The organism is Emticicia fluvialis, from assembly GCF_024793945.1.
Taxonomy (GTDB): Bacteria; Bacteroidota; Bacteroidia; order Cytophagales; family Spirosomataceae; genus Emticicia; species Emticicia fluvialis.
Window position 1 is genome coordinate 53,910 of record NZ_JANUSD010000009.1, and the last position, 18,672, is coordinate 72,581.

Below are 18,672 nucleotides of genomic sequence, written 5' to 3' on the forward strand. Positions count from 1 at the left end.
AATATGGCTCTTGTAGAAATGATAATGCCAAAAATGGGCGAAAGTATATTTGAATGTACTGTCCTGAACTGGTTGAAGAATGTGGGCGACACAATAGAACAAGATGAAATGATTCTGGAAGTGGCTACCGACAAGATTGATACCGAGATAGGCTCACAATACGATGGCGTTATTAAAGAAATACTGGTAAAACAAGGGGAAATAGCCACCATAGGCAAACCTATATGTATTATTGAAACAGATGCTGTTCAGGCTGCTGCAGCCAAAGAAAAATCTGCTGATGCAGTGGTTGCCATAGAAGAAAAAGAACCGGAGATACTGGCGGCAGAGCTGGAGCAACAGTCGAAACTAACGAATGTAATTCTTGAAAACGCCGAAGCCAAGGTAAACTCGCTGAGTGGTAGATTTTATTCGCCACTGGTGCAGAACATAGCCAGAGAAGAGAATATATCTATTGAAGAGCTGGAAAGCCTGAAAGGTACAGGCATTGAAAACCGTGTTACCAAAGATGATATTCTGGCTTATGTGCAACTGAAAAATGATAAAAAAAGTGTAGCATCGGTAGCGCAGTCGGTATCAACCACGAGTAATTATACACCACAGGCCACCGACCAGATTATTGAAATGGACCGTATGCGGAAGATGATTGCCGAGCGGATGATTGAATCGAAGCGGATTTCGGCGCATGTTACTTCATTTGTAGAAACCGACATGACCAACGTGGCCTTATGGCGAGACAAAATAAAGACCAAATTTCAGCAGGAAACCGGAGAGAATATCACCTTTACGCCATTGCTGATTGAGGCGGTTGTGAAAGCCATCAAGGATTTTCCGATGATTAATATTCAGATAGACGGAGACAGGATTATCCGTAAAGGGAAAATCAATATCGGTATGGCGGTAGCATTACCAAGCGGTAACCTTATTGTGCCGGTTATACATGAGGCTGACTCTTACAGCCTGATTGGCCTTACAAAAAAAGTAAATGAGCTGGCACAAAGAGCCAGAGGCAATAAGCTAAAGGCCGACGATTTGTCTGACGGCACGCTGTCAATCTCTAACATAGGTTCATTTGGTAATATTGCCGGTACACCTATCATTATGCAACCACAGGTTTCTATACTGGCGTTTGGTGTTATTCAAAAGAAAGTATCGGTAATTGAAACCGCGCATGGCGATACCATAGGCATCAGACAGAAAATGATTATTTCACATTCTTACGACCACCGCGTGGTTGATGGCTCGCTTGGCGGCCAGTTTGTGAAGCGGGTATCTGATTACCTGGAAAACTTTGATTTAGATAGAAAGTTGTTTTAAGCGATACACGGAGGTCTGGCAGTGGTCAGACCTTTGTTATATTGAATCACTCTGGTTATTGTAAAAGACATACATTTGCGTTAAAGCATATAAACTCACATTTAAAATCTAATTGTATGAAAAACGAAGGATTTGACCCCGCAGAAATAGCCGAGCTGAAAGCAGAATGCAAAGCAGAAGGGCAGAACTATATAGTAGTAGAAGACGAAGATGGCATGAGTGACTCCGGCGAGTTTGCCCATATTCAGTTTGTTGGTAAGCATGATGGCGCAGAGGTAATCTATGATGCCGTTATCAGTACCTTGCGCCTGAACCACAGCAGTCTGGTTTTTGAGGAAGCAGAAGAAAGAATGAAAAAGGCCTACCCGAACTATGTAGAGGTTGACAGACGCAAAGCCAACTATAAAATGACCGAAGATATGGAGCTGATGCTGGAAGAAATCATTGAAGAGCTGGAAGAAGAAGAGGTAATTAAGGTGTCGGAGTTTCTAGATATCGACGAAGACTTTGAATACGGCATAGGGCTTGATGTTTCGCTGAATGTTGAAGAAATAACAGATGAAGTGGTTACTAAATTTGTTAATGAGTTCAACGCAGGTACACTCAAACTAGATAATACGCTTTACAGCTTTACCAGCGAAGAAGAATAAACCGCAAATAAACGCATGGCAGGAAGTTTTACAGGAACCGATAATTATGTAGCCACCCGCGAACTGCAAACAGCAGTGAATGCTGCGGTGGCGTTGCAAAGGCCATTGTTAATTAAAGGTGAACCGGGCACCGGTAAAACCCTGCTGGCGTTTGAGGTAGCACGGGCTTTAAACAGGCCGCTGTTTAGTTGGCATGTAAAGTCTACCACCACTGCTCAACAAGGGCTTTATGAATATGATGCGGTTTCTCGCCTGCGTGATTCCCAGCTGGGTGATGAGCGGGTAAATGAGGTGGCAAATTATATAAAAAAGGGCAAAATCTGGGAAGCTTTTGATACTGATGAACCAAGCGTATTATTGATAGATGAAATTGATAAAGCGGATATTGAGTTTCCGAATGATTTGTTGCAGGAGCTTGATCGGATGGAGTTTTATTGCTACGAACTGAAACAAACCATTCGGGCCAGGCACAGGCCGGTTATTATCATTACGTCAAACAATGAAAAAGAACTGCCTGATGCCTTTTTGCGCCGTTGTTTTTTTCATTTCATTCGTTTTCCGGACAAAGAAACCATGCAACAAATAGTAGATGTGCATTATCCGGGTCTGGAGGAAAACCTGCTTACCAATGCTTTAAAGACTTTCTTTGGTATAAGAGAAATCAAAAATCTAAAAAAGAGGCCATCCACCAGTGAACTTATCGACTGGCTTAAATTATTGCTGGTAGGTAAGGTGTCGGCAGACGACCTGAACGATTTAAGCAAATTGAATGAAATTCCGCCATATCTGGGTGCGCTGCTGAAAAATGAATCTGACTATGATTTGTACAAGGCATTAAGAGAAAAGGGAATCAAATAATTTAAACTATCAAGGCTTTGCTTTTAGATTTCTTCTATCATTTAAAGGCCAATCATCTGCCGGTTTCGTTGAGAGAGCATCTGACCCTGTTGGAAGCACTCAACAAAGAGGTGATTGCCTACAATGTAGAAGATTTTTATTTTTTAAGCCGGGCCATTTTTGTAAAGCACGAGCAAAACCTTGATTTGTACGATAAACTATTTGGTGAGTTTTTCGGAGAACTGGAAAGTGTACCGGTTGAAAGCCTGCTGGCCAATATCAATGAAGACTGGTTGAAGGCGTATTTGTTAAAAGAGCTGAGCGAAGCGGATAAACAGGGCATTGAGGCAATGGGTGGGCTTGAACAATTGCTGGAACGACTCAGAGACCTGTTAAATGAGCAAAAGGAAAGGCATGAAGGCGGAAACAAATGGATAGGTACTGGCGGCACTTCGCCTTTTGGTAACTCGGGGTATAATCCGGCCGGAATACGAGTAGGAGGGAAAGGCGGTGGCAAAACCGCAGTAAAGGTTTGGGACAAGCGCGATTTTAAGAACTATGATAACGACCTTGAACTGAACACCCGAAATACCAAAATGGCCTTAAGAAGGCTCAGGATTTTAACCAGAGAAGGCGTAGAAGATGAACTGAATATTGAAGAAACAATTGACCGGACATCGCAAAACGCCGGATTGCTTGATATTAAAATGCAGGCTTCCAGGCAAAACAGGGTAAAAGTATTGCTGTTGTTGGATGTGGGTGGGTCTATGGATGATTTTATTGAAGAATGTTCAACTTTGTTTTCATCGGCTAAGTACCAGTTCAAGCATCTGGAGTACTTTTATTTTCATAATTGCATTTATGAAACCATGTGGAAAGATAATGGCCGTAGATACGAAGACAAAATAGCTACCTGGGATATACTAAATAAATATAACAAAGACTATAAAGTTATTTTTGTGGGCGATGCCTCCATGTCTCCGTGGGAGTTGTCAGAGCCACGAGGTAGTGTTGAGCATTATAACGAAGAATCGGGTTTAACATGGTTGACAAGATTCAAAGAGAAATTCCCGAATCTGGTATGGCTAAACCCGATTAACGACGGCTACTGGCAATATACGCACAGCATTAAACTGATAAGAGACTGGTCTGATGACCGAATGTTTCCGCTTACCATAAACGGTATCGAAAAAGCGATGAAATGCCTGAAAAACAATAAGCTGAAATTCAGTTAAATTCCTTTCAGAAACGATAAAGTATTTACACCATCTGCAAAATCGTTCAGTTTAGGGCATTGTGCCTCTCCAAAATCAAAACTGTTTTCAATGCGTCTTTGGCCCGATACAATACATTGTATTTTGTCCTGCTGCTCAGCCAGTAATTGTTTCAGATGCGTTTCGTTTTCATAATATTCAAAATAGCAGACAGATATTGGCGAAACAAGCGATGGCTCTTCGCGCAGCAATAAAAAACCGTTGTCGAAATGCGCAATTCTGTTTACAAGTAATACAGACTTGTTGTAGTCGTAGTTATTATTGTATTTATGATGAATACTAATGGTGCTCCAGTATTCTATTGACTCATAGAACTTATCAAATGTATAGCCTGCCGGCACATATAATTTTGAAACGTTTCTACACCCCAATCCGAAATACTGAAAAATATCATTACCCAGATTCGCCAGCTCTGTTCTTGCTTCATCGCCGGTCAGTAAAGCCACCGAAGTCCGGTTTTTACGAATTATGTGTGGAATCTTAGAAAAATAATATTCAAAGTGTTTTGCTGTATTATCACTTCCGGTTGCAATTACGGCATCGGCGGTATTCAGTTTATCGGCTATTTGTAGATATGGCTCAATGGCAGGGTTAATAGCAATCAATCTGGCAATGAGCATACGCATCAGAACCGAATCGCTGGAGCTGAGCTTAATCATCGCAATATTACCACTCAGCACCACACACAGCAAATCATGAAACCCCACTAGAGGTATGTTGCCAGCCATTACTATACCTACTTTTTTGGGTGGGCTGGTAAAGGCTAAATCGTTGGCTGTAACAAAATCTTCAAGTTCAGATTTATTAAGATAATAACGAGCAATATTTTGGATCGATAACAATACATTATCTTCTGTAAACCAGGCATTTTCGTTGCGCGCCGCCACCGACCACTGCTTTAACACATCTGCATTCTTTTCATCGAGCAGGAAGTCTCCTAACTGAGAAAATGTAACAATAAAATCTTTTGATTGCATTATTTTTAGAAAAAGTACCCTGTTATTTAAAATCATACAAAAATACGACTAATTTGAAACTTTGAAGGTGTATATTTGTTGATTATTTGAAATAACTACTAAAAATATAGAGAGAGTATGGCAATTATGATTACAGACGAGTGTATCAATTGTGGTGCATGCGAACCTGAATGCCCTAATACGGCAATCTATGAAGGAGGAGTGGAATGGACATGGGGTGGAGGAACAAAATTGACAGAGGTAGAGTTAGGTGATGGAACGATTATCGGAGGCAAAGATCCAATGTCGCCCGTTTCCGATGAGTTTTATTATATAGTGTCTGATAAATGTACTGAATGTCATGGTTTTCATGAAGAACCGCAATGTGCAGCCGTTTGCCCGGTTGACTGTTGCGTGCCAGACCCTGATAATGAGGAAGACGCCGAAACACTGGAAGCGAAGAAAGCGTGGCTTCATGCTGAAGCCTGAAAAATAAAATAGGTGCTTAACTGACGCTCTTATGAAGGCCTGACGGGTATTACCGTCAGGCTTTTTTTGTGTCTAATTCTTACAATTGTACATATTTAAGAAATAATTGCACTCCAAAACAATCTACTGAATATTAGATAAAATTCAATAGAATATTTGTTTTGTTTATTTCTTGTACTTTTTTTATATTTTATATTTTTTTACACACAGAAATCAGTAAAAAACAATTTAGTTGTAATTTTTTATTTTTTTTTAAACATAATATTTGGATATAAAAGATTTTTGCCAAACATTTGCATTGAAATTCAGTTTCAAACAATCGCCACTTAAACCAAAGATTATTATGAAAAAATTAGTTTTTACAGTATTATCGTTGCTTACAGTAGCGGCGACCCAAGCACAAGAAAGTACAACAACCACAGAAAAAACAAACCCACTAACATTCTCAGGTTACGTTGATACTTACTTCTTCGCCAATTTTAATAATCCAAAATCAAGATCAAATTTAGGTACGTCTGGCTACGAACGTGTTTTCGACCAAAAAGCCGGTCAGTTTCAGGTTGGTCTTGCTCAAACAAAGTTGTCTTACTCAACTGAAAAAGTTGATGCCGTTATTGACCTTGTATTTGGTAACCATGCTGACCTTGGTAACTATGCCAACATTATCAGCCCGGTTTCTGGCGCAACCAGTACAGCGCTTGCTATCAAACAAGCTTACATTACCTGGAAAGCCACAGACAAATTCTCGTTAACGGCTGGCCAGTTTGGTACACATATTGGTTATGAAGTTATTGATGCCCCGGTTAACTTTAACTATTCACTTTCAAACCTTTTTGGTAACGGTCCATTTTACCACACAGGTTTAAAAGCAACCTTTGCTACTTCTGAAAAATCATCATTAATGGTAGGTTTAGTAAATGGTATTGACTCTAAAGATGATAACAACGACAAATTGGGTATCATTGGTCAATTCTACATTTCACCTGCTGAAGGCTGGAATTTGTATCTTAACTGGATTGGTTCTGATGAAGGAACTACCGAAAAGTCTTACTATTCATTATTTGATGTTACTACTTCATATCAAATCACTGAAAAATTATTGTTAGGCTTAAATGCTGCTACAGGTAGCCAGAACAAAAAGACCTGGGGAGGTGCAGCTTTCTATGCGCAATATGCAATTACCGATAAATTTGCTTTGGGTGGTCGTTACGAATACTTTGACAACCTGAGCGCTATCCGTGGTTTGCAAAACTCAAAAAGACTAGGCGGTGGTACTTCGGTTAATTCATTTACATTAACAGGAAACGTTACCATCTCTGAAAATCTGTTGTTCAAACCTGAGTTCCGTCTTGACAGCTACGCCAAGTCGTCATTGGCTGATGGTCAGCAATTCCAGGACAAAGATGGCAACTTCACTAAAGACTCACAGTCTACTTTTGGTGGTGCGCTAATCTTTAAGTTTTAATCAATTACACTTTTTCAATAACCTAAACTAAACATAAACCTTTACTTTTTGTACAACACTTAAACCCAAACACATTATGCGTAAAAATCCTCTCCCTCTCATTATTTTGCTTGCCATAGCAATTGCCGGGGTATTTATGCCTGCTGTGCCTTCTACTATTGTCACAGAGGGTATTGTTGGCGCCGACGTAGCATGGATGCTTGTAAGTACTGCCTTAGTACTTATCATGACACCAGGACTAGCTTATTTTTACGGTGGTATGGTAAACACTAAAAACGTTATCTCTACCATGCTTCAGAGCTTCATTGCTATGGGTGTTATTTCTATTCTTTGGGTTACAATTGGCTTTAGCCTTGCATTTGGCGATTCAATTGGTGGCTTTGTTGGCGACCCTACCACTTTCTTTATGTTTAAAGGTGTGCTTGAAAGCAAACCGTGGTCGCTTGCCCCAACCATTCCTTTAGTTGTTTTTGCGTTTTTCCAATTGAAATTTGCCGTTATCACACCGGCCCTTGTTACGGGTTCATTAGCAGAACGTATCAATTTCAAATCATACGTATTGTTCATGATTCTTTTCAGTTTGTTTATCTATGCTCCTTTGGCGCACTGGACATGGCATCCTGAAGGTTTCCTTTTCAAACTGGGTGTGCTTGACTTCGCCGGTGGTACCGTTGTACACATGTCGGCCGGTTGGGCTGCATTGGCTGGCGCTATCTACTTAAAACGCCGTCGTGCACACGTTGAAAGCAGTTTCTTACCTCCTGCCAATATTCCTTATGTATTGTTAGGTACTGGTTTACTTTGGTTCGGTTGGTTTGGTTTCAATGCGGGTTCAGCGCTAAGTGCAGGTACATTGGCTGCTTCAGCTTTTGCTACTACTAATACTGCCGCTGCTGCTGCAGGTTTGGCGTGGGTGTTGTTTGATGCCGCACGTGGTAAAAAAGTATCGGCACTTGGTTTTAGTATTGGTGTTGTGGTTGGTTTAGTTGCCATTACTCCGGCGGCTGGTTTTGTTACCATTCCTCACTCAATCTTTATCGGAGCTATTGCCTCTATTATCTCTAACTACCTGGCGCACCTTAAAACCAAAACGGCTCTGGACGATACGCTTGACGTATTCCCTTGCCATGGTGTTGGTGGTATGGTTGGTATGGTTATGACAGGTATTTTTGCCAGCAAAGGTGTTAACAGCGCCGTAGTTGACGAAGGATTGTTCTTTGGTACATCAAAACTATTTGTTAATCACATGATTGCGCTAGTAGTAGTTTCGGTGTTTGCATTTGCCATGTCTTTTGTTCTTTTGAAAATTACTGATTTAATTCTTCCACTACGTGTGAGCGAGTCTGACGAAAAAGAAGGTCTTGACATCAGCCAACACGATGAGTCTCTTCTTGAGGCTGCTGGTGCGTAAGCAATTAAACGCAGAAGATATACCCAATATGTAACAAAATCACAATTGCGGGTTAAACCGTACTTTTATTGTGGTTTTGTTGTACTCCATAAGTTAAAATGCCCGCTACATTAGTGGGCATTTTCTTTTATATAGGTTTTCGTTGTTAATCTAATTGCCGGTTGGTAGAGGAATGACATAAGAAAAGGAACCTCAACATCACATCTATCTGCAAGTTGAGATTCCTTTATAAAAGAATAGTTCCTTTTTTTATTTTACCCTTATGTATTTACTTCTGCTCTCTGCACTTCCAATAACCAGTACTTTTGAATCTAATTGATAAATTGTCCATTGTGGGCCGGTTACACAACTCATATTCGGACAATTTTTAAGGTCAGAGAAGAAAATGGTGTTGTCTTTAACAACGTATTTGTTACCTGCGCTACAGCATTCTGCTCCGGGTTTACCATCACGTAAAAACGCACCACTGGTTTTAAATTCTATATTGGGTATGGCCATTAAAGTATTAATGGTTACCCATTTACCCCATTTACCATTTTCTTTTTGTTGCATTTCATAAGTGGGCGACCATTCGCCGATTAATTTCTTAGGTGAAATGTCTGACTTACAAGATAATAAGCCAATGGTAAAGCCCAGAGCAACAACCAGTTTTTTCATATAAAGTAAAATTAGGGAAAGGGGCTAAATTATTTTGCTCTTGAGTACTTGACACGGGTGCCGCAGCTTTCAACAACCAGTGTATCGGTATCCAGGCGCGGAATTCCCCATTCTGAGCAAGGCATACAGCTTGCGTAAGGGCAGCTTTTCAGGTCTGAAAAAATTATCTTTTCGTTTACTACAGTAAATTTATTTCCGGCAGAGCAGCATTCTGCGCCGTCTTTGCCGTCGCGCAGGAAACGGCCGTTAGCCGTGAACTCTATTGGAGCGATAGCGGCAAAGGTTGAGATGTATTGCCACCGGCTCCAGGAGCCATCGGTAGTTTTGGTCTGGATCTGGTAGGTGTGGTTCCATTTACCAACCAGTTTTTCAGGCACAACAGCATCTTTTTGACAAGCCGCAAAAGCAAAGGCGAATACGAAAATTTTTATAAATGTTTTCATTTAATTAGGTTATTTACCTGAATGATGCTTTAGCGGCAAAAAACGTTGGAATAGAAGTAAAATTTTTATAGCCAGCGTTTTACATTAAAACAAGTCACCCGGTTGATTGAGGTTGCCTTGTTTTGTAAATACTATTCACCGGCATTTCTTAAACCAACTCTTGGCAGCACCGGTAAACTCTCATTACCGTCTTCGCTAACGGCCTGCACTGCAAAAAAGTAGTTATCTTTAGAGTAAGGCAGCGTAATTTTTACATCTGTGGTAAAGAATTTTTTCTGCCAGTAGGGCATGGCGGTTTCGCGCATTAAAACGTAGTATCCTTTTACCTTACCGGTTTTTGAAGCTTTCCAGCGTAAACTGGTTGAATTACCCAGGCCTCGCACATCAAGAATTACATCTTCCGGCATCGATGGTGACTTTGCCATATTGGCCAGAGTTGCAGCATTAATGGCTGTGTTTTTGCGAAGGTATTCAAAATCCATGTATCGGGCATGATCGCCAATTTCAATGCCTTTTTCAATGCGTAAATCCTGATGCTGACGCAAAAAATTCTCGTTCATTTCAGAAAGACGCACAGCAGCAAAGCCTTTGTTCACAAACGGGGTATGGTCACCACCGCGTAAGAAACGATCGTTTCTGTATATCATTACCACTTCCAGGTTATCAACGTATCGTTCACCTACTTCTTTTACATAACGCGCCAGCTGGCGGGCTTTACCGTCATTCTCTACCCCATACTGTCTGATTGCCCCCACCTTTTTATCCATCTCAAAGGCCGGTAAACCCTCGCTGAAAACCCGCAGACGTGTATTGTCTATTATATTGGTTTCATTGCTGTGGTTTGAACCCATGATGTCGTTATTGAGCACGCCTTCAATATTCCAGTTTTCGGCAACTGCTTTTTCAGCCAGATGATTAGCGCCCAAAAGCCCTTGTTCTTCGCCGCTCACGGTTACGAATATAATAGTTGCCGGAAATTTCGACTTTGCCATTACCCGGGCCAGTTCAATAACGGCAACGGTTCCACTGCCGTCATCATTAGCGCCGGGTGCGTCAGCTTCGCGGTTCATTACATCTGTAACACGGCTGTCTATATGGCCGCTTACAATAAAAATCCGGTTGTCGGTGGGGTCGGTGCCTTTTAATGTGGCCATTACATTGCCAATTTCAATGGTTTTATCAACACGTTTACCATCGGGCTGGAGCGTCCAGGTATCAATATAAGCGGTCATACGGCCATCTGATTGCCTGGCAAATTCCTGAAACTTACTTAAAACCCACCTACGGGCGGCCCCAATACCCTGTTTGTTGTCGGTAGTGGTTGATAGCGTGCTTCTGGTGCCAAAACTTACCAGTTTGTCGATATATGCTTTCAGGCTATCGCTTGAAACCTGATTGACGATTGCCTCAATTTGTGGGTCGCGGTTAATGATTTTCTGAGCTGACAGTTGAGAAGAGATAATGATGAAGTTGATTGCCAGGAGTACTTTTTTCATAGATATGTTTTGATTAGATGTCTCTAAACAAAAATACTAAACAATTGGCAGATGAAAACAACCACGCAAAAAGATTTAGACACAAACAGACAGTTTGTAGAGTAAGTTGAGGAATTATGGATTGAAGAAGGCTATCATTCATTATACCGACTAAAGTCGGCGGTATAGTTACGAATTAAACAAAAAAGGATGCTTCGGTTAAGAAACATCCTTAAATATAACTAATAAATAGATTTAAGCATGAACCAGCTCCTCGTATGTTTCTTCTACTTCAACCAGCATTTCTTCGTTTATTGCAACCAGATTAACTTTTTTGGTCTCGTTGATTAGCAATGGGTCATATTTGGCAACTACACGTACATAGTTTTCAGTAAAGCCCTGCATCAAGCCGTTTTCAACATCTTCCTCAAACAATACCGTAAAAGACTTGCTTAATTGCTGCTCGTAGAAAAAGCGTCTTTTCTTATCAGACAGGATATGCAGCATTTTGGAGCGTTCAGCTCTTTTGCTGGCAGGTACAACGGGTTTAATACTCAAGGCGGTTGTATTAGGGCGCTCTGAGTAAGTAAAAACGTGCAGGTAACTAATATCTAAATCGTTTAAGAACTGGTAGGTAGTCAGAAACTCCTCGTCAGTTTCGCCCGGGTGGCCTACAATTACATCAACTCCAATACAACAATCAGGCATCAACTCTTTAATTTTCGTTACCCTGTCGGCATATAATTCTCTTTTGTACCGGCGGCGCATCAACCCTAATACTTTGTTGGAGCCAGACTGCAAAGGAATATGAAAATGCGGTACAAAACGTTTTGATTGCGCCACAAACTCAATGATTTCATCAGTAAGCAAATTTGGCTCGATGCTGGAAATCCTGAATCTTTCAATACCTTCTACTTCGTCCAGTGCTTTGATCAGTTCCAGAAAAGTTTCTTTTCTTTCATCATGCTGCAGGCCGAAATCACCGATGTTTACACCCGTAAGCACAATTTCTTTTACACCACTATTGGCAATTTCACAGGCCGCTTTCAATACATTCTGAATTGTATCTGAGCGGCTTTTGCCTCTGGCCAGTGGAATAGTGCAATAAGCGCAAGGATAATCGCAGCCATCCTGCACTTTCAGAAAAGTACGGGTACGGTCATTTAATGAATAAGAAGTATGGTAATCAATGGCTTCTTCAATATTTGAATTATATACTTTTGCGCTTGCCTGTTTAGGCTCTTTTACAAAATCGCCGATGATATCAATAAGCCTGAATTTTTCAGCAGCGCCCAGCACCGCATCTACGCCCTCAATTTCAGAAATTTCCTTTGGTTTAAGCTGGGCATAGCAACCTATAATAGCTACGTAGCCATCCGGGTTTATTTTATTGGCTTCCTTAACTATCTTTTTGCACTTCTTGTCTGCGTTTTCGGTAACCGAGCAGGTATTAATTATAAAAATATCAGGTTGTTGGTTGAACTCAACTTTCTGATACCCCCGCTCTTCAAACATCCGGCCGATGGTTGAGGTTTCAGAATAATTAAGTTTACAACCTAACGTATAAAACGCTACTTTCTTCATATATTCAAATTTCTGTGCAAATTTAATTAAAATTAATAGATTTGTCTCTATATCATTGAAAACCAATGGAATCAATACTACCGACCCAAAAAATCAATGCTTTTTTATGCTAAAAAGTTCAAGACTCAACTTTCTGAAAATTAACGAATCGTGCGTTGACCTATTTACAGATGCACAGTTTACTTACCCGGTAATGAAATACATAACTGGCCACGCTTTAACCAAAGAGGAAGCCATTGAAAGATACCTGAAATTTACCGATGAGCCCATTGCCGGTAACTATTTTGTACTGGATGCTGCCAGTGGCCAGACAATCGGTCTAGCCAAGCTGGCGGTCGAATCGCCGGGTGTGGTTGAAATTGGCTACAGTCTTTTTGAAGATTACTGGGGCAAGGGATTAGCCTCTGAAATGGCGCAGGCATTAATGGATTATGCCCTGGAAACCCTGAAACCTGAAAAAATAATTGGTTTTGTAGACAGCCGGAACAGGGCATCGGTGAGGATATTGGAAAAAGTGGGATTAACTTTAGAAAGCGAAGTGAAAGAGCGGCAGGGTGGAAATGTGTGGTTGTTTTCAAAAACCATTGCCTATTAAAAAACAAAAACCCCATCAAAATATAATGGGGCTTTGTAAACAAAATATTATTCGAAAAAGTCTTATACTTCTGCAGTCTTAACGGTTTTGATAATACGCGCAGCCACTTTGTATGGATCTGCCGCTGAGTTTGGACGACGGTCTTCCAACCAGCCTTTCCAACCTTTCTGAACCGCTGCAATCGGGATACGGATAGACGCACCGCGGTCAGACACACCGTAAGAGAATTTGTCAATTGATTGTGTTTCGTGCTTACCAGTTAAACGAAGGTGGTTATCGGCACCGTAAACAGCAATGTGTTCTTTCACAAATGGAGCGAACGCCTGACATATAATATCGTAAGTTTCTTTTTTGCCTGCAGTTCTCAAGATAGTATTTGAGAAGTTTGCGTGCATACCAGAACCATTCCAGTCTGTTGCGCCTAGTGGCTTACAATGCCAGTTAATTGCAACATTATATTTTTCACCTAATCTTTCTAGAAAATAACGTGCAATCCAGGTTTCGTCACCTGCTTGTTTTGCACCTTTTGCAAATACCTGGAACTCCCATTGTCCGGCAGCTACCTCAGCGTTGATACCTTCAACGTTCAAACCAGCTTGCAGACAAATTTCCAAGTGTTCTTCAATGATTTCACGACCGAAAGCGTTGTTAGCGCCAACCGAGCAATAATACTGGCCTTGCGGAGCAGGGTAGCCGTTTACAGGGAAGCCTAAGGGTTTGTTGGTTTCCGGATTCCACAAGAAATACTCTTGCTCAAAACCGAACCAGAAATCGTTATCGTCATCTTCAATAGTAGCACGACCGTTTGACTCATGAGGAGTACCATCGGCGTTCAATACTTCGCACATTACTAAATAACCAGTTCCCAGACGAGCAGGGTCAGGACAAATGAAAACGGGTTTCAATAAACAGTCAGACGAACCACCAGGAGCTTGTTCAGTAGAAGAGCCATCGAAAGACCACATATCACAATCTTCCAATTTGCCACTGAAATTCTTTTCTATTTTGGTTTTGCTGCGAAGGCTTTGAGTTGGTTTGTAACCGTCAAGCCAGATGTACTCTAATTTAGCTACTGACATTGTTGTAATTTTTTAAGATGTATCGGTTATTGATCAAAGAATATGTTACAAATATAAATGCAAAAAACAATATAAGATTCTTTAAACAGCAATTATTTTAGTGAAAAATTTTATTTTCTTTAAAAAATGCAATTAATTATAGAAATATTAAGATTGCCTTGGTTTATAATAATTCTTTGAGTGTGATTATGTTGTAAATCTACTAATTTTAATGATACATCAATCATTTTTGAAACCTATTTTTGACGAAATAACAAAAAAAATATAAATATTGGCCTCAAATTGCACTAATATTTTTCAAAATTGCATTTTTATCGGATTTCATTTTTCTAAGAAACACTAGTGAAGATACTTTGGCTGCAATAAGTATAAATACTCACAGGTGAAACGCAACTTTATGAGGTTTTGGCGGTAAAAAATAGAATACTTTGAGAGGTATGCACAAACAGAAAATAATTATTTAGACCAGTTCCAAATAGTTTTAATTTTATTTGGATTTATTCTAAACAGCACCTAATTTTGTAGTGTAATATTTTTACAGTCAATCAGAGTTTTGAAGAAATGGAAAAACTGAACGTGCCGGAAAGAATGAAAGCGGAGCTGCATAAAACAAATAAAGGGATTGTTTGGCAATGTGACCTGACTAACAGGATTTTTGTTGAGTTTGGAGGAATGACCACAGCATTTAAAATTCATAATTTTATAAATTTTAAACGGCTGGTTGACAGCATTAATATTATAGATAAACTATACGATTTATCTGACGAGGCCGACTTCGACATCATTGAGGCACCTAATACTAATCATACATTTACACTACACCTTTGTGACCTTATCCACCTGAGAGAGTTATTGTCTGGTGCCAAGTTTGCCTTATATGTTAATTCATTTCTGATTGAATTGCTGGGCGATTATGAAGTTGTTTAATCTTCTCTATATTTAGATTATATCTAAATTTTACCTTTTCGGGCTTTCATTTGAACAATTACGGTTTTCTGATTGTAATATTGTCATACATTTGAATAAACAATATTATTTATACTATGAAAGACCTGGTTAGACTTCGTACGTCTCTTAAAGAAGAAATTGAAACCGCATTAAATGCGCAGATAAAAATGGAAGCTGAGGCTTCTGCCAAATATTTGTCGATGGGCTCATGGTGTGAGCGCAATGGCTACATTAAAAGCGCCGAATACCTGTATCGCCAGTCGAACGAAGAGCGCGAGCACATGCTGAAAATTTTCCATTACGTAGCATCTGTAGGCGGAACAGCCATCAGCCCTGCCGTTGAAACGCCGCAATTAGAGTGGGGGACTTTCCAGAGTGTGTTTGAAGCTGCCTTACAAAGCGAGATTAACGTAACGCATACTATCAATAAACTGGTTACCAAATGCCGTAATGCCGAAGATTACGCCACTGAGAATTTCTTACAATGGTTTGTAAAAGAACAAATTGAAGAAGAAGCCAACGCCCGCCGTGCCCTTGAACTGTTTGATGTGATTGGTACTGACGGCACCGGATTGTTTGTAGTTGATAAAGAAATAGGAAAAATAGGCACAGAAGAATAAAATTTGTTTTCTGTAAGACGAAGCACAGGTATTGCCTGTGCTTTTTTAGTTTTTATGCGTACAGCAATAAAATATTTTATCTGACTATTTCAATTATTATAGCGTTTGTATCTAATATTATAATTAATAATAGACATATTATCTTAATTTTGTTTTGAAAACAGATGTTTTATTTTACTTTTGCAGTGTCTTCGCAATACCTTTCAATCGGGTTAACGGTTTTTATTGAGGCTTGCTTTAATAAAACCAAGAAGGAATCGTGTGAGAATCACGAACAGACGTGCTACTGTAATTAAATGTTCCTTGGAGAACAGTTTAAAAGTCAGATACTTGCCGTTAACCTAAATGGCTAGGCCTTCACGATTAAGGTTTTAGTCAAGCATTGTTTTTATGGAATCAAAAAAAGGATGTTCCGGCCATTAATAATTGGTTGGGATGGCATTGCTTTGTTTTTTCTGTAAAATCCCGGCCTTGAAACGGGAATTGGTGGGTTCGGGGTAATGATAACCTTTAACAAATCAATCAAATGTTTACTCACAATCTGGGTTACCCGCGCATCGGTAACAAACGCGAATTAAAAAAAGCCTGCGAGGCATTCTGGGCAGGTAAAATCACAAAAGAAGAATTGTTGGACACCGGACGACAAATCAGGCTTAAAAACTGGCTGATTCAAACTGAAGCAGGTATTGAGCTTGTGCCGTCTAACGATTTTTCATTGTACGACCAGGTACTGGATATGTCGCTCATGGTGGGGGCCATACCCACGCGATACCATTCTTTGCAGACGAATGAACTGGAGCTCTATTTTGCTATGGCAAGGGGTGTGCAAAAAGACGGTATGGATATAAGCGCTATGGAAATGACCAAGTGGTTTGACACCAACTACCATTACATTGTGCCAGAATTTGTAAAAAATCAGCAGTTCAGCAATTTCTCGAAGAAAGCCATAGAAGAGTTTGAAGAAGCCAGAGAGCAGGGATTTTTAACAAAGCCGGTATTGATTGGGCCGGTGTCTTATTTGTTACTAGGTAAAGAAAAAGAAGCGGGTTTTAATAAAATAGACCTGTTGGATGCGCTTTTGCCGATTTATCTTGAAATATTGAAGGGACTATATGCTAAAGGCGCACAATGGATTCAGATTGATGAACCTTATCTGGTAATGGACCTGAGCCAAGAAGAAACGATAGCTTTTGCAAAGGCATATCAGGTAATCAGGAAGGCCCTGCCTGAACAAAAATTATTACTTGCCACTTATTTTGAAGACCTGGGGAATAATTTGATGCTGACGCTTTCTTTACCTGTTGATGCCCTGCATATTGATTTGGCTAGAGCGCCACAGCAGCTAGAAGCCATTTTAAGCAATGAAGGGTTCAGGGCCTCAGAAAAAATTCTTTCATTAGGAATAGTGGATGGCCGGAATATCTGGAAAAACAATTTTACTGCTTCCTTAGCGCTTATAAAAACGGCTTTGCAAACACTTGGTGCAAACAGGGTGGCGGTAGCCCCGTCATGCTCATTATTACATGTGCCTTGCGACCTTGCATTTGAAAAAGATGAGGAGTCGCTCCCGGCTGAAATCAAAAACTGGCTCGCCTTTGCGAGACAAAAGCTCTGGGAGGTGGCTACCCTAGCCAAACTGGCTGAGCCAGAAACAACCCATACGTATTTGGACACACTGACAGAAAACCAGCAGGTAATCAGACAACGCAGGGAATCTGCAAAAATTCACAAAACATTCGTAAAAGAACGATTGGGAAAATTAAATGCGCATGATTTTAACCGTGAAAGCAATTTTGAGATCAGACAAAAGCTGCAATGGAAGGCTCTGAACCTGCCGGTTTTCCCTACAACCACCATTGGGTCATTCCCACAGACCTTAGAAATACGAAAATTACGTGTAAGCCTGAAAAAAGGAGAAATATCGCCCGAAACCTATGAAAAACTTATTGAAGAAGAGATTGAAAAAGCAATCAGCTGGCAGGAAGACCTGGGCATTGATGTGCTGGTACACGGTGAGTTTGAAAGAAACGACATGGTTGAATATTTCGGTGAGCAACTGACGGGCTACGTATTTACACAAAACGGATGGGTACAAAGCTATGGTAGCCGCTGTGTAAAACCACCCGTCATCTACGGCGACATAGAACGCCCACAAGCCATGACAGTCCGCTGGTCGGCCATTGCACAGTCAAAAACAAAATGTTTAATGAAAGGCATGCTTACCGGGCCGGTTACCATATTGCAGTGGTCATTTGTGAGAGACGACCAACCCCGCTCGCAAACGGCTTTCCAGATTGCGCTTGCTATCAGAGATGAGGTAGTTGACTTAGAAAAAGCAGGCATTAAGGTGATACAGATTGATGAGCCGGCTATCAGAGAAGGCTTGCCACTCAGAAAATCGAAATGGGACGAGTACCTGAAATGGGCGGTGAATGCTTTCAGATTGAGCGCAGCCGGGGTGAAAGACGAAACGCAGATTCATACCCACATGTGTTATTCTGAGTTTAACGACATCATTTCATCTATTGCAGCTATGGATGCAGATGTGATAACCATTGAGACGTCGCGCTCTCAGATGGAATTACTAAAGGCCTTTGCAGACTTTAAATATCCGAACGAAATAGGGCCGGGGGTTTATGACATACATTCTCCGAGGATTCCGACTGTTGAAGAAATGGTTTCCTTGCTCGATAAGGCCCTGGAAGTAATACCTGCCCGCAACTTATGGGTAAACCCCGACTGCGGCCTTAAAACCAGAGGCTGGCAAGAAACCGAAGAAGCCCTTAAAAACATGATAGAGGCTGCCAAACGTATGCGTAGGGTGGTGCAGATTAATTCGTAAGGCTCCATCCCGACCTTCCCCAACTGTCGG

At 40.7% G+C, this 18,672-nt stretch carries 17 protein-coding genes and 1 riboswitch; of the genes, 11 read left to right on the plus strand and 6 right to left on the minus strand.

All coding sequences use genetic code 11. The features are described from left to right. Positions 1-3 precede the first annotated feature (3 nt). From NZ848_RS11885 to NZ848_RS11900, 4 genes are all read left to right on the plus strand, one after another. Complete coding sequence (locus NZ848_RS11885; protein WP_259015653.1) at positions 4-1,317, plus strand: dihydrolipoamide acetyltransferase family protein; 1,314 nt, start codon at positions 4-6, stop codon at positions 1,315-1,317. Between the two features lie 116 nt (positions 1,318-1,433). Beyond that, a complete protein-coding gene (locus NZ848_RS11890) occupies positions 1,434-1,967 on the plus strand; it encodes a hypothetical protein (protein ID WP_259015654.1) in 534 nt (177 codons plus the stop codon). A 15-nt stretch (positions 1,968-1,982) separates the two neighbouring features. Continuing rightward, a complete protein-coding gene (locus tag NZ848_RS11895) occupies positions 1,983-2,825 on the plus strand; it encodes an AAA family ATPase (protein ID WP_259015655.1) in 843 nt (280 codons plus the stop codon). A 17-nt stretch (positions 2,826-2,842) separates the two neighbouring features. Continuing rightward, positions 2,843-4,039 carry a vWA domain-containing protein gene (locus NZ848_RS11900; protein ID WP_259015656.1) on the plus strand — a complete coding sequence of 399 codons (1,197 nt, stop codon included), beginning with the start codon at positions 2,843-2,845 and terminating at the stop codon, positions 4,037-4,039. Here NZ848_RS11900 and NZ848_RS11905 read toward each other — a convergent pair. Next, a complete protein-coding gene (locus NZ848_RS11905; RefSeq protein WP_259015657.1) occupies positions 4,036-5,055 on the minus strand; it encodes an acyl-CoA reductase in 1,020 nt (339 codons plus the stop codon). The genes NZ848_RS11900 and NZ848_RS11905 overlap by 4 nt on opposite strands. Before the next feature lie 117 nt (positions 5,056-5,172). Here NZ848_RS11905 and NZ848_RS11910 point away from each other — a divergent pair, with 117 nt between their 5' ends. The 3 genes from NZ848_RS11910 (at position 5,173) to NZ848_RS11920 (ending at position 8,399) form a co-directional block, all read left to right on the plus strand. Beyond that, positions 5,173-5,523, plus strand: coding sequence for a 4Fe-4S dicluster domain-containing protein (locus tag NZ848_RS11910; protein WP_253535460.1), 351 nt, complete (start codon positions 5,173-5,175; stop codon positions 5,521-5,523). A 343-nt stretch (positions 5,524-5,866) separates the two neighbouring features. Next, the gene (locus tag NZ848_RS11915; protein ID WP_259015658.1) at positions 5,867-6,988 is read left to right on the plus strand and encodes a porin; all 1,122 of its coding nucleotides are present in this window, start codon (positions 5,867-5,869) and stop codon (positions 6,986-6,988) included. Positions 6,989-7,064: 76 nt separating this feature from the next. Continuing rightward, positions 7,065-8,399 (plus strand): ammonium transporter, encoded by a 1,335-nt coding sequence (locus NZ848_RS11920; protein ID WP_390890881.1) that lies wholly within the window; start codon positions 7,065-7,067, stop codon positions 8,397-8,399. A gap of 249 nt (positions 8,400-8,648) precedes the next feature. On the opposite strand, the gene NZ848_RS11925 is transcribed toward NZ848_RS11920, so the two are convergent. The 4 genes from NZ848_RS11925 to mtaB all read right to left on the minus strand — a co-directional run bounded on the left by NZ848_RS11925 (position 8,649) and on the right by mtaB (position 12,558). Then, positions 8,649-9,056: a hypothetical protein gene (locus NZ848_RS11925; protein ID WP_259015659.1), complete on the minus strand. Its 408-nt coding sequence runs from the start codon at positions 9,054-9,056 to the stop codon at positions 8,649-8,651. 29 nt (positions 9,057-9,085) lie between these two features. Next, entirely contained in the window at positions 9,086-9,499 is a 414-nt protein-coding gene (locus NZ848_RS11930; protein ID WP_259015660.1) for a hypothetical protein, read from the minus strand. A 131-nt stretch (positions 9,500-9,630) separates the two neighbouring features. Next, positions 9,631-10,995: a M20/M25/M40 family metallo-hydrolase gene (locus tag NZ848_RS11935; RefSeq protein ID WP_259015661.1), complete on the minus strand. Its 1,365-nt coding sequence runs from the start codon at positions 10,993-10,995 to the stop codon at positions 9,631-9,633. A gap of 234 nt (positions 10,996-11,229) precedes the next feature. Then, positions 11,230-12,558 (minus strand): tRNA (N(6)-L-threonylcarbamoyladenosine(37)-C(2))-methylthiotransferase MtaB, encoded by a 1,329-nt coding sequence (mtaB, locus tag NZ848_RS11940; protein WP_259015662.1) that lies wholly within the window; start codon positions 12,556-12,558, stop codon positions 11,230-11,232. A 106-nt stretch (positions 12,559-12,664) separates the two neighbouring features. On the opposite strand from mtaB, the gene NZ848_RS11945 reads away from it, so the two are divergent. After that, positions 12,665-13,153 (plus strand): GNAT family N-acetyltransferase, encoded by a 489-nt coding sequence (locus NZ848_RS11945; protein WP_259015663.1) that lies wholly within the window; start codon positions 12,665-12,667, stop codon positions 13,151-13,153. Positions 13,154-13,215: 62 nt separating this feature from the next. Here NZ848_RS11945 and NZ848_RS11950 read toward each other — a convergent pair whose 3' ends face one another. Continuing rightward, positions 13,216-14,232 (minus strand): glutamine synthetase beta-grasp domain-containing protein, encoded by a 1,017-nt coding sequence (locus tag NZ848_RS11950; RefSeq protein ID WP_253535473.1) that lies wholly within the window; start codon positions 14,230-14,232, stop codon positions 13,216-13,218. 561 nt (positions 14,233-14,793) lie between these two features. Here NZ848_RS11950 and NZ848_RS11955 point away from each other — a divergent pair. From NZ848_RS11955 to metE, 3 genes are all read left to right on the plus strand, one after another. After that, on the plus strand, positions 14,794-15,159 hold the full coding sequence (locus NZ848_RS11955; protein ID WP_259015664.1) for a hypothetical protein: 366 nt from the start codon (positions 14,794-14,796) through the stop codon (positions 15,157-15,159). Positions 15,160-15,275: 116 nt separating this feature from the next. Beyond that, positions 15,276-15,800, plus strand: coding sequence for a ferritin (locus NZ848_RS11960; RefSeq protein ID WP_259015665.1), 525 nt, complete (start codon positions 15,276-15,278; stop codon positions 15,798-15,800). Positions 15,801-15,999: 199 nt separating this feature from the next. After that, positions 16,000-16,152: riboswitch (cobalamin riboswitch) on the plus strand. A 174-nt stretch (positions 16,153-16,326) separates the two neighbouring features. Further along, positions 16,327-18,642, plus strand: a complete 2,316-nt coding sequence (gene metE / locus NZ848_RS11965; protein ID WP_259015666.1) for a 5-methyltetrahydropteroyltriglutamate--homocysteine S-methyltransferase — start codon at positions 16,327-16,329, stop codon at positions 18,640-18,642. Positions 18,643-18,672: the final 30 nt, after the last annotated feature.

Bases quoted from the DNA above. Each gene is read 5' to 3' on its own strand.
- NZ848_RS11915 (WP_259015658.1), top strand. From the start codon at position 5,867: ATGAAAAAATTAGTTTTTACAGTATTATCGTTGCTTACAGTAGCGGCG.
- NZ848_RS11955 (WP_259015664.1), top strand. From the start codon at position 14,794: ATGGAAAAACTGAACGTGCCGGAAAGAATGAAAGCGGAGCTGCATAAA.
- NZ848_RS11925 (WP_259015659.1), bottom strand. From the start codon at position 9,056: ATGAAAAAACTGGTTGTTGCTCTGGGCTTTACCATTGGCTTATTATCT.
- NZ848_RS11910 (WP_253535460.1), top strand. From the start codon at position 5,173: ATGGCAATTATGATTACAGACGAGTGTATCAATTGTGGTGCATGCGAA.
- NZ848_RS11895 (WP_259015655.1), top strand. From the start codon at position 1,983: ATGGCAGGAAGTTTTACAGGAACCGATAATTATGTAGCCACCCGCGAA.
- NZ848_RS11890 (WP_259015654.1), top strand. From the start codon at position 1,434: ATGAAAAACGAAGGATTTGACCCCGCAGAAATAGCCGAGCTGAAAGCA.
- NZ848_RS11950 (WP_253535473.1), bottom strand. From the start codon at position 14,232: ATGTCAGTAGCTAAATTAGAGTACATCTGGCTTGACGGTTACAAACCA.
- NZ848_RS11885 (WP_259015653.1), top strand. From the start codon at position 4: ATGGCTCTTGTAGAAATGATAATGCCAAAAATGGGCGAAAGTATATTT.
- NZ848_RS11930 (WP_259015660.1), bottom strand. From the start codon at position 9,499: ATGAAAACATTTATAAAAATTTTCGTATTCGCCTTTGCTTTTGCGGCT.
- NZ848_RS11935 (WP_259015661.1), bottom strand. From the start codon at position 10,995: ATGAAAAAAGTACTCCTGGCAATCAACTTCATCATTATCTCTTCTCAA.
- mtaB (WP_259015662.1), bottom strand. From the start codon at position 12,558: ATGAAGAAAGTAGCGTTTTATACGTTAGGTTGTAAACTTAATTATTCT.
- NZ848_RS11945 (WP_259015663.1), top strand. From the start codon at position 12,665: ATGCTAAAAAGTTCAAGACTCAACTTTCTGAAAATTAACGAATCGTGC.
- metE (WP_259015666.1), top strand. From the start codon at position 16,327: ATGTTTACTCACAATCTGGGTTACCCGCGCATCGGTAACAAACGCGAA.
- NZ848_RS11960 (WP_259015665.1), top strand. From the start codon at position 15,276: ATGAAAGACCTGGTTAGACTTCGTACGTCTCTTAAAGAAGAAATTGAA.
- NZ848_RS11920 (WP_390890881.1), top strand. From the start codon at position 7,065: ATGCGTAAAAATCCTCTCCCTCTCATTATTTTGCTTGCCATAGCAATT.
- NZ848_RS11905 (WP_259015657.1), bottom strand. From the start codon at position 5,055: ATGCAATCAAAAGATTTTATTGTTACATTTTCTCAGTTAGGAGACTTC.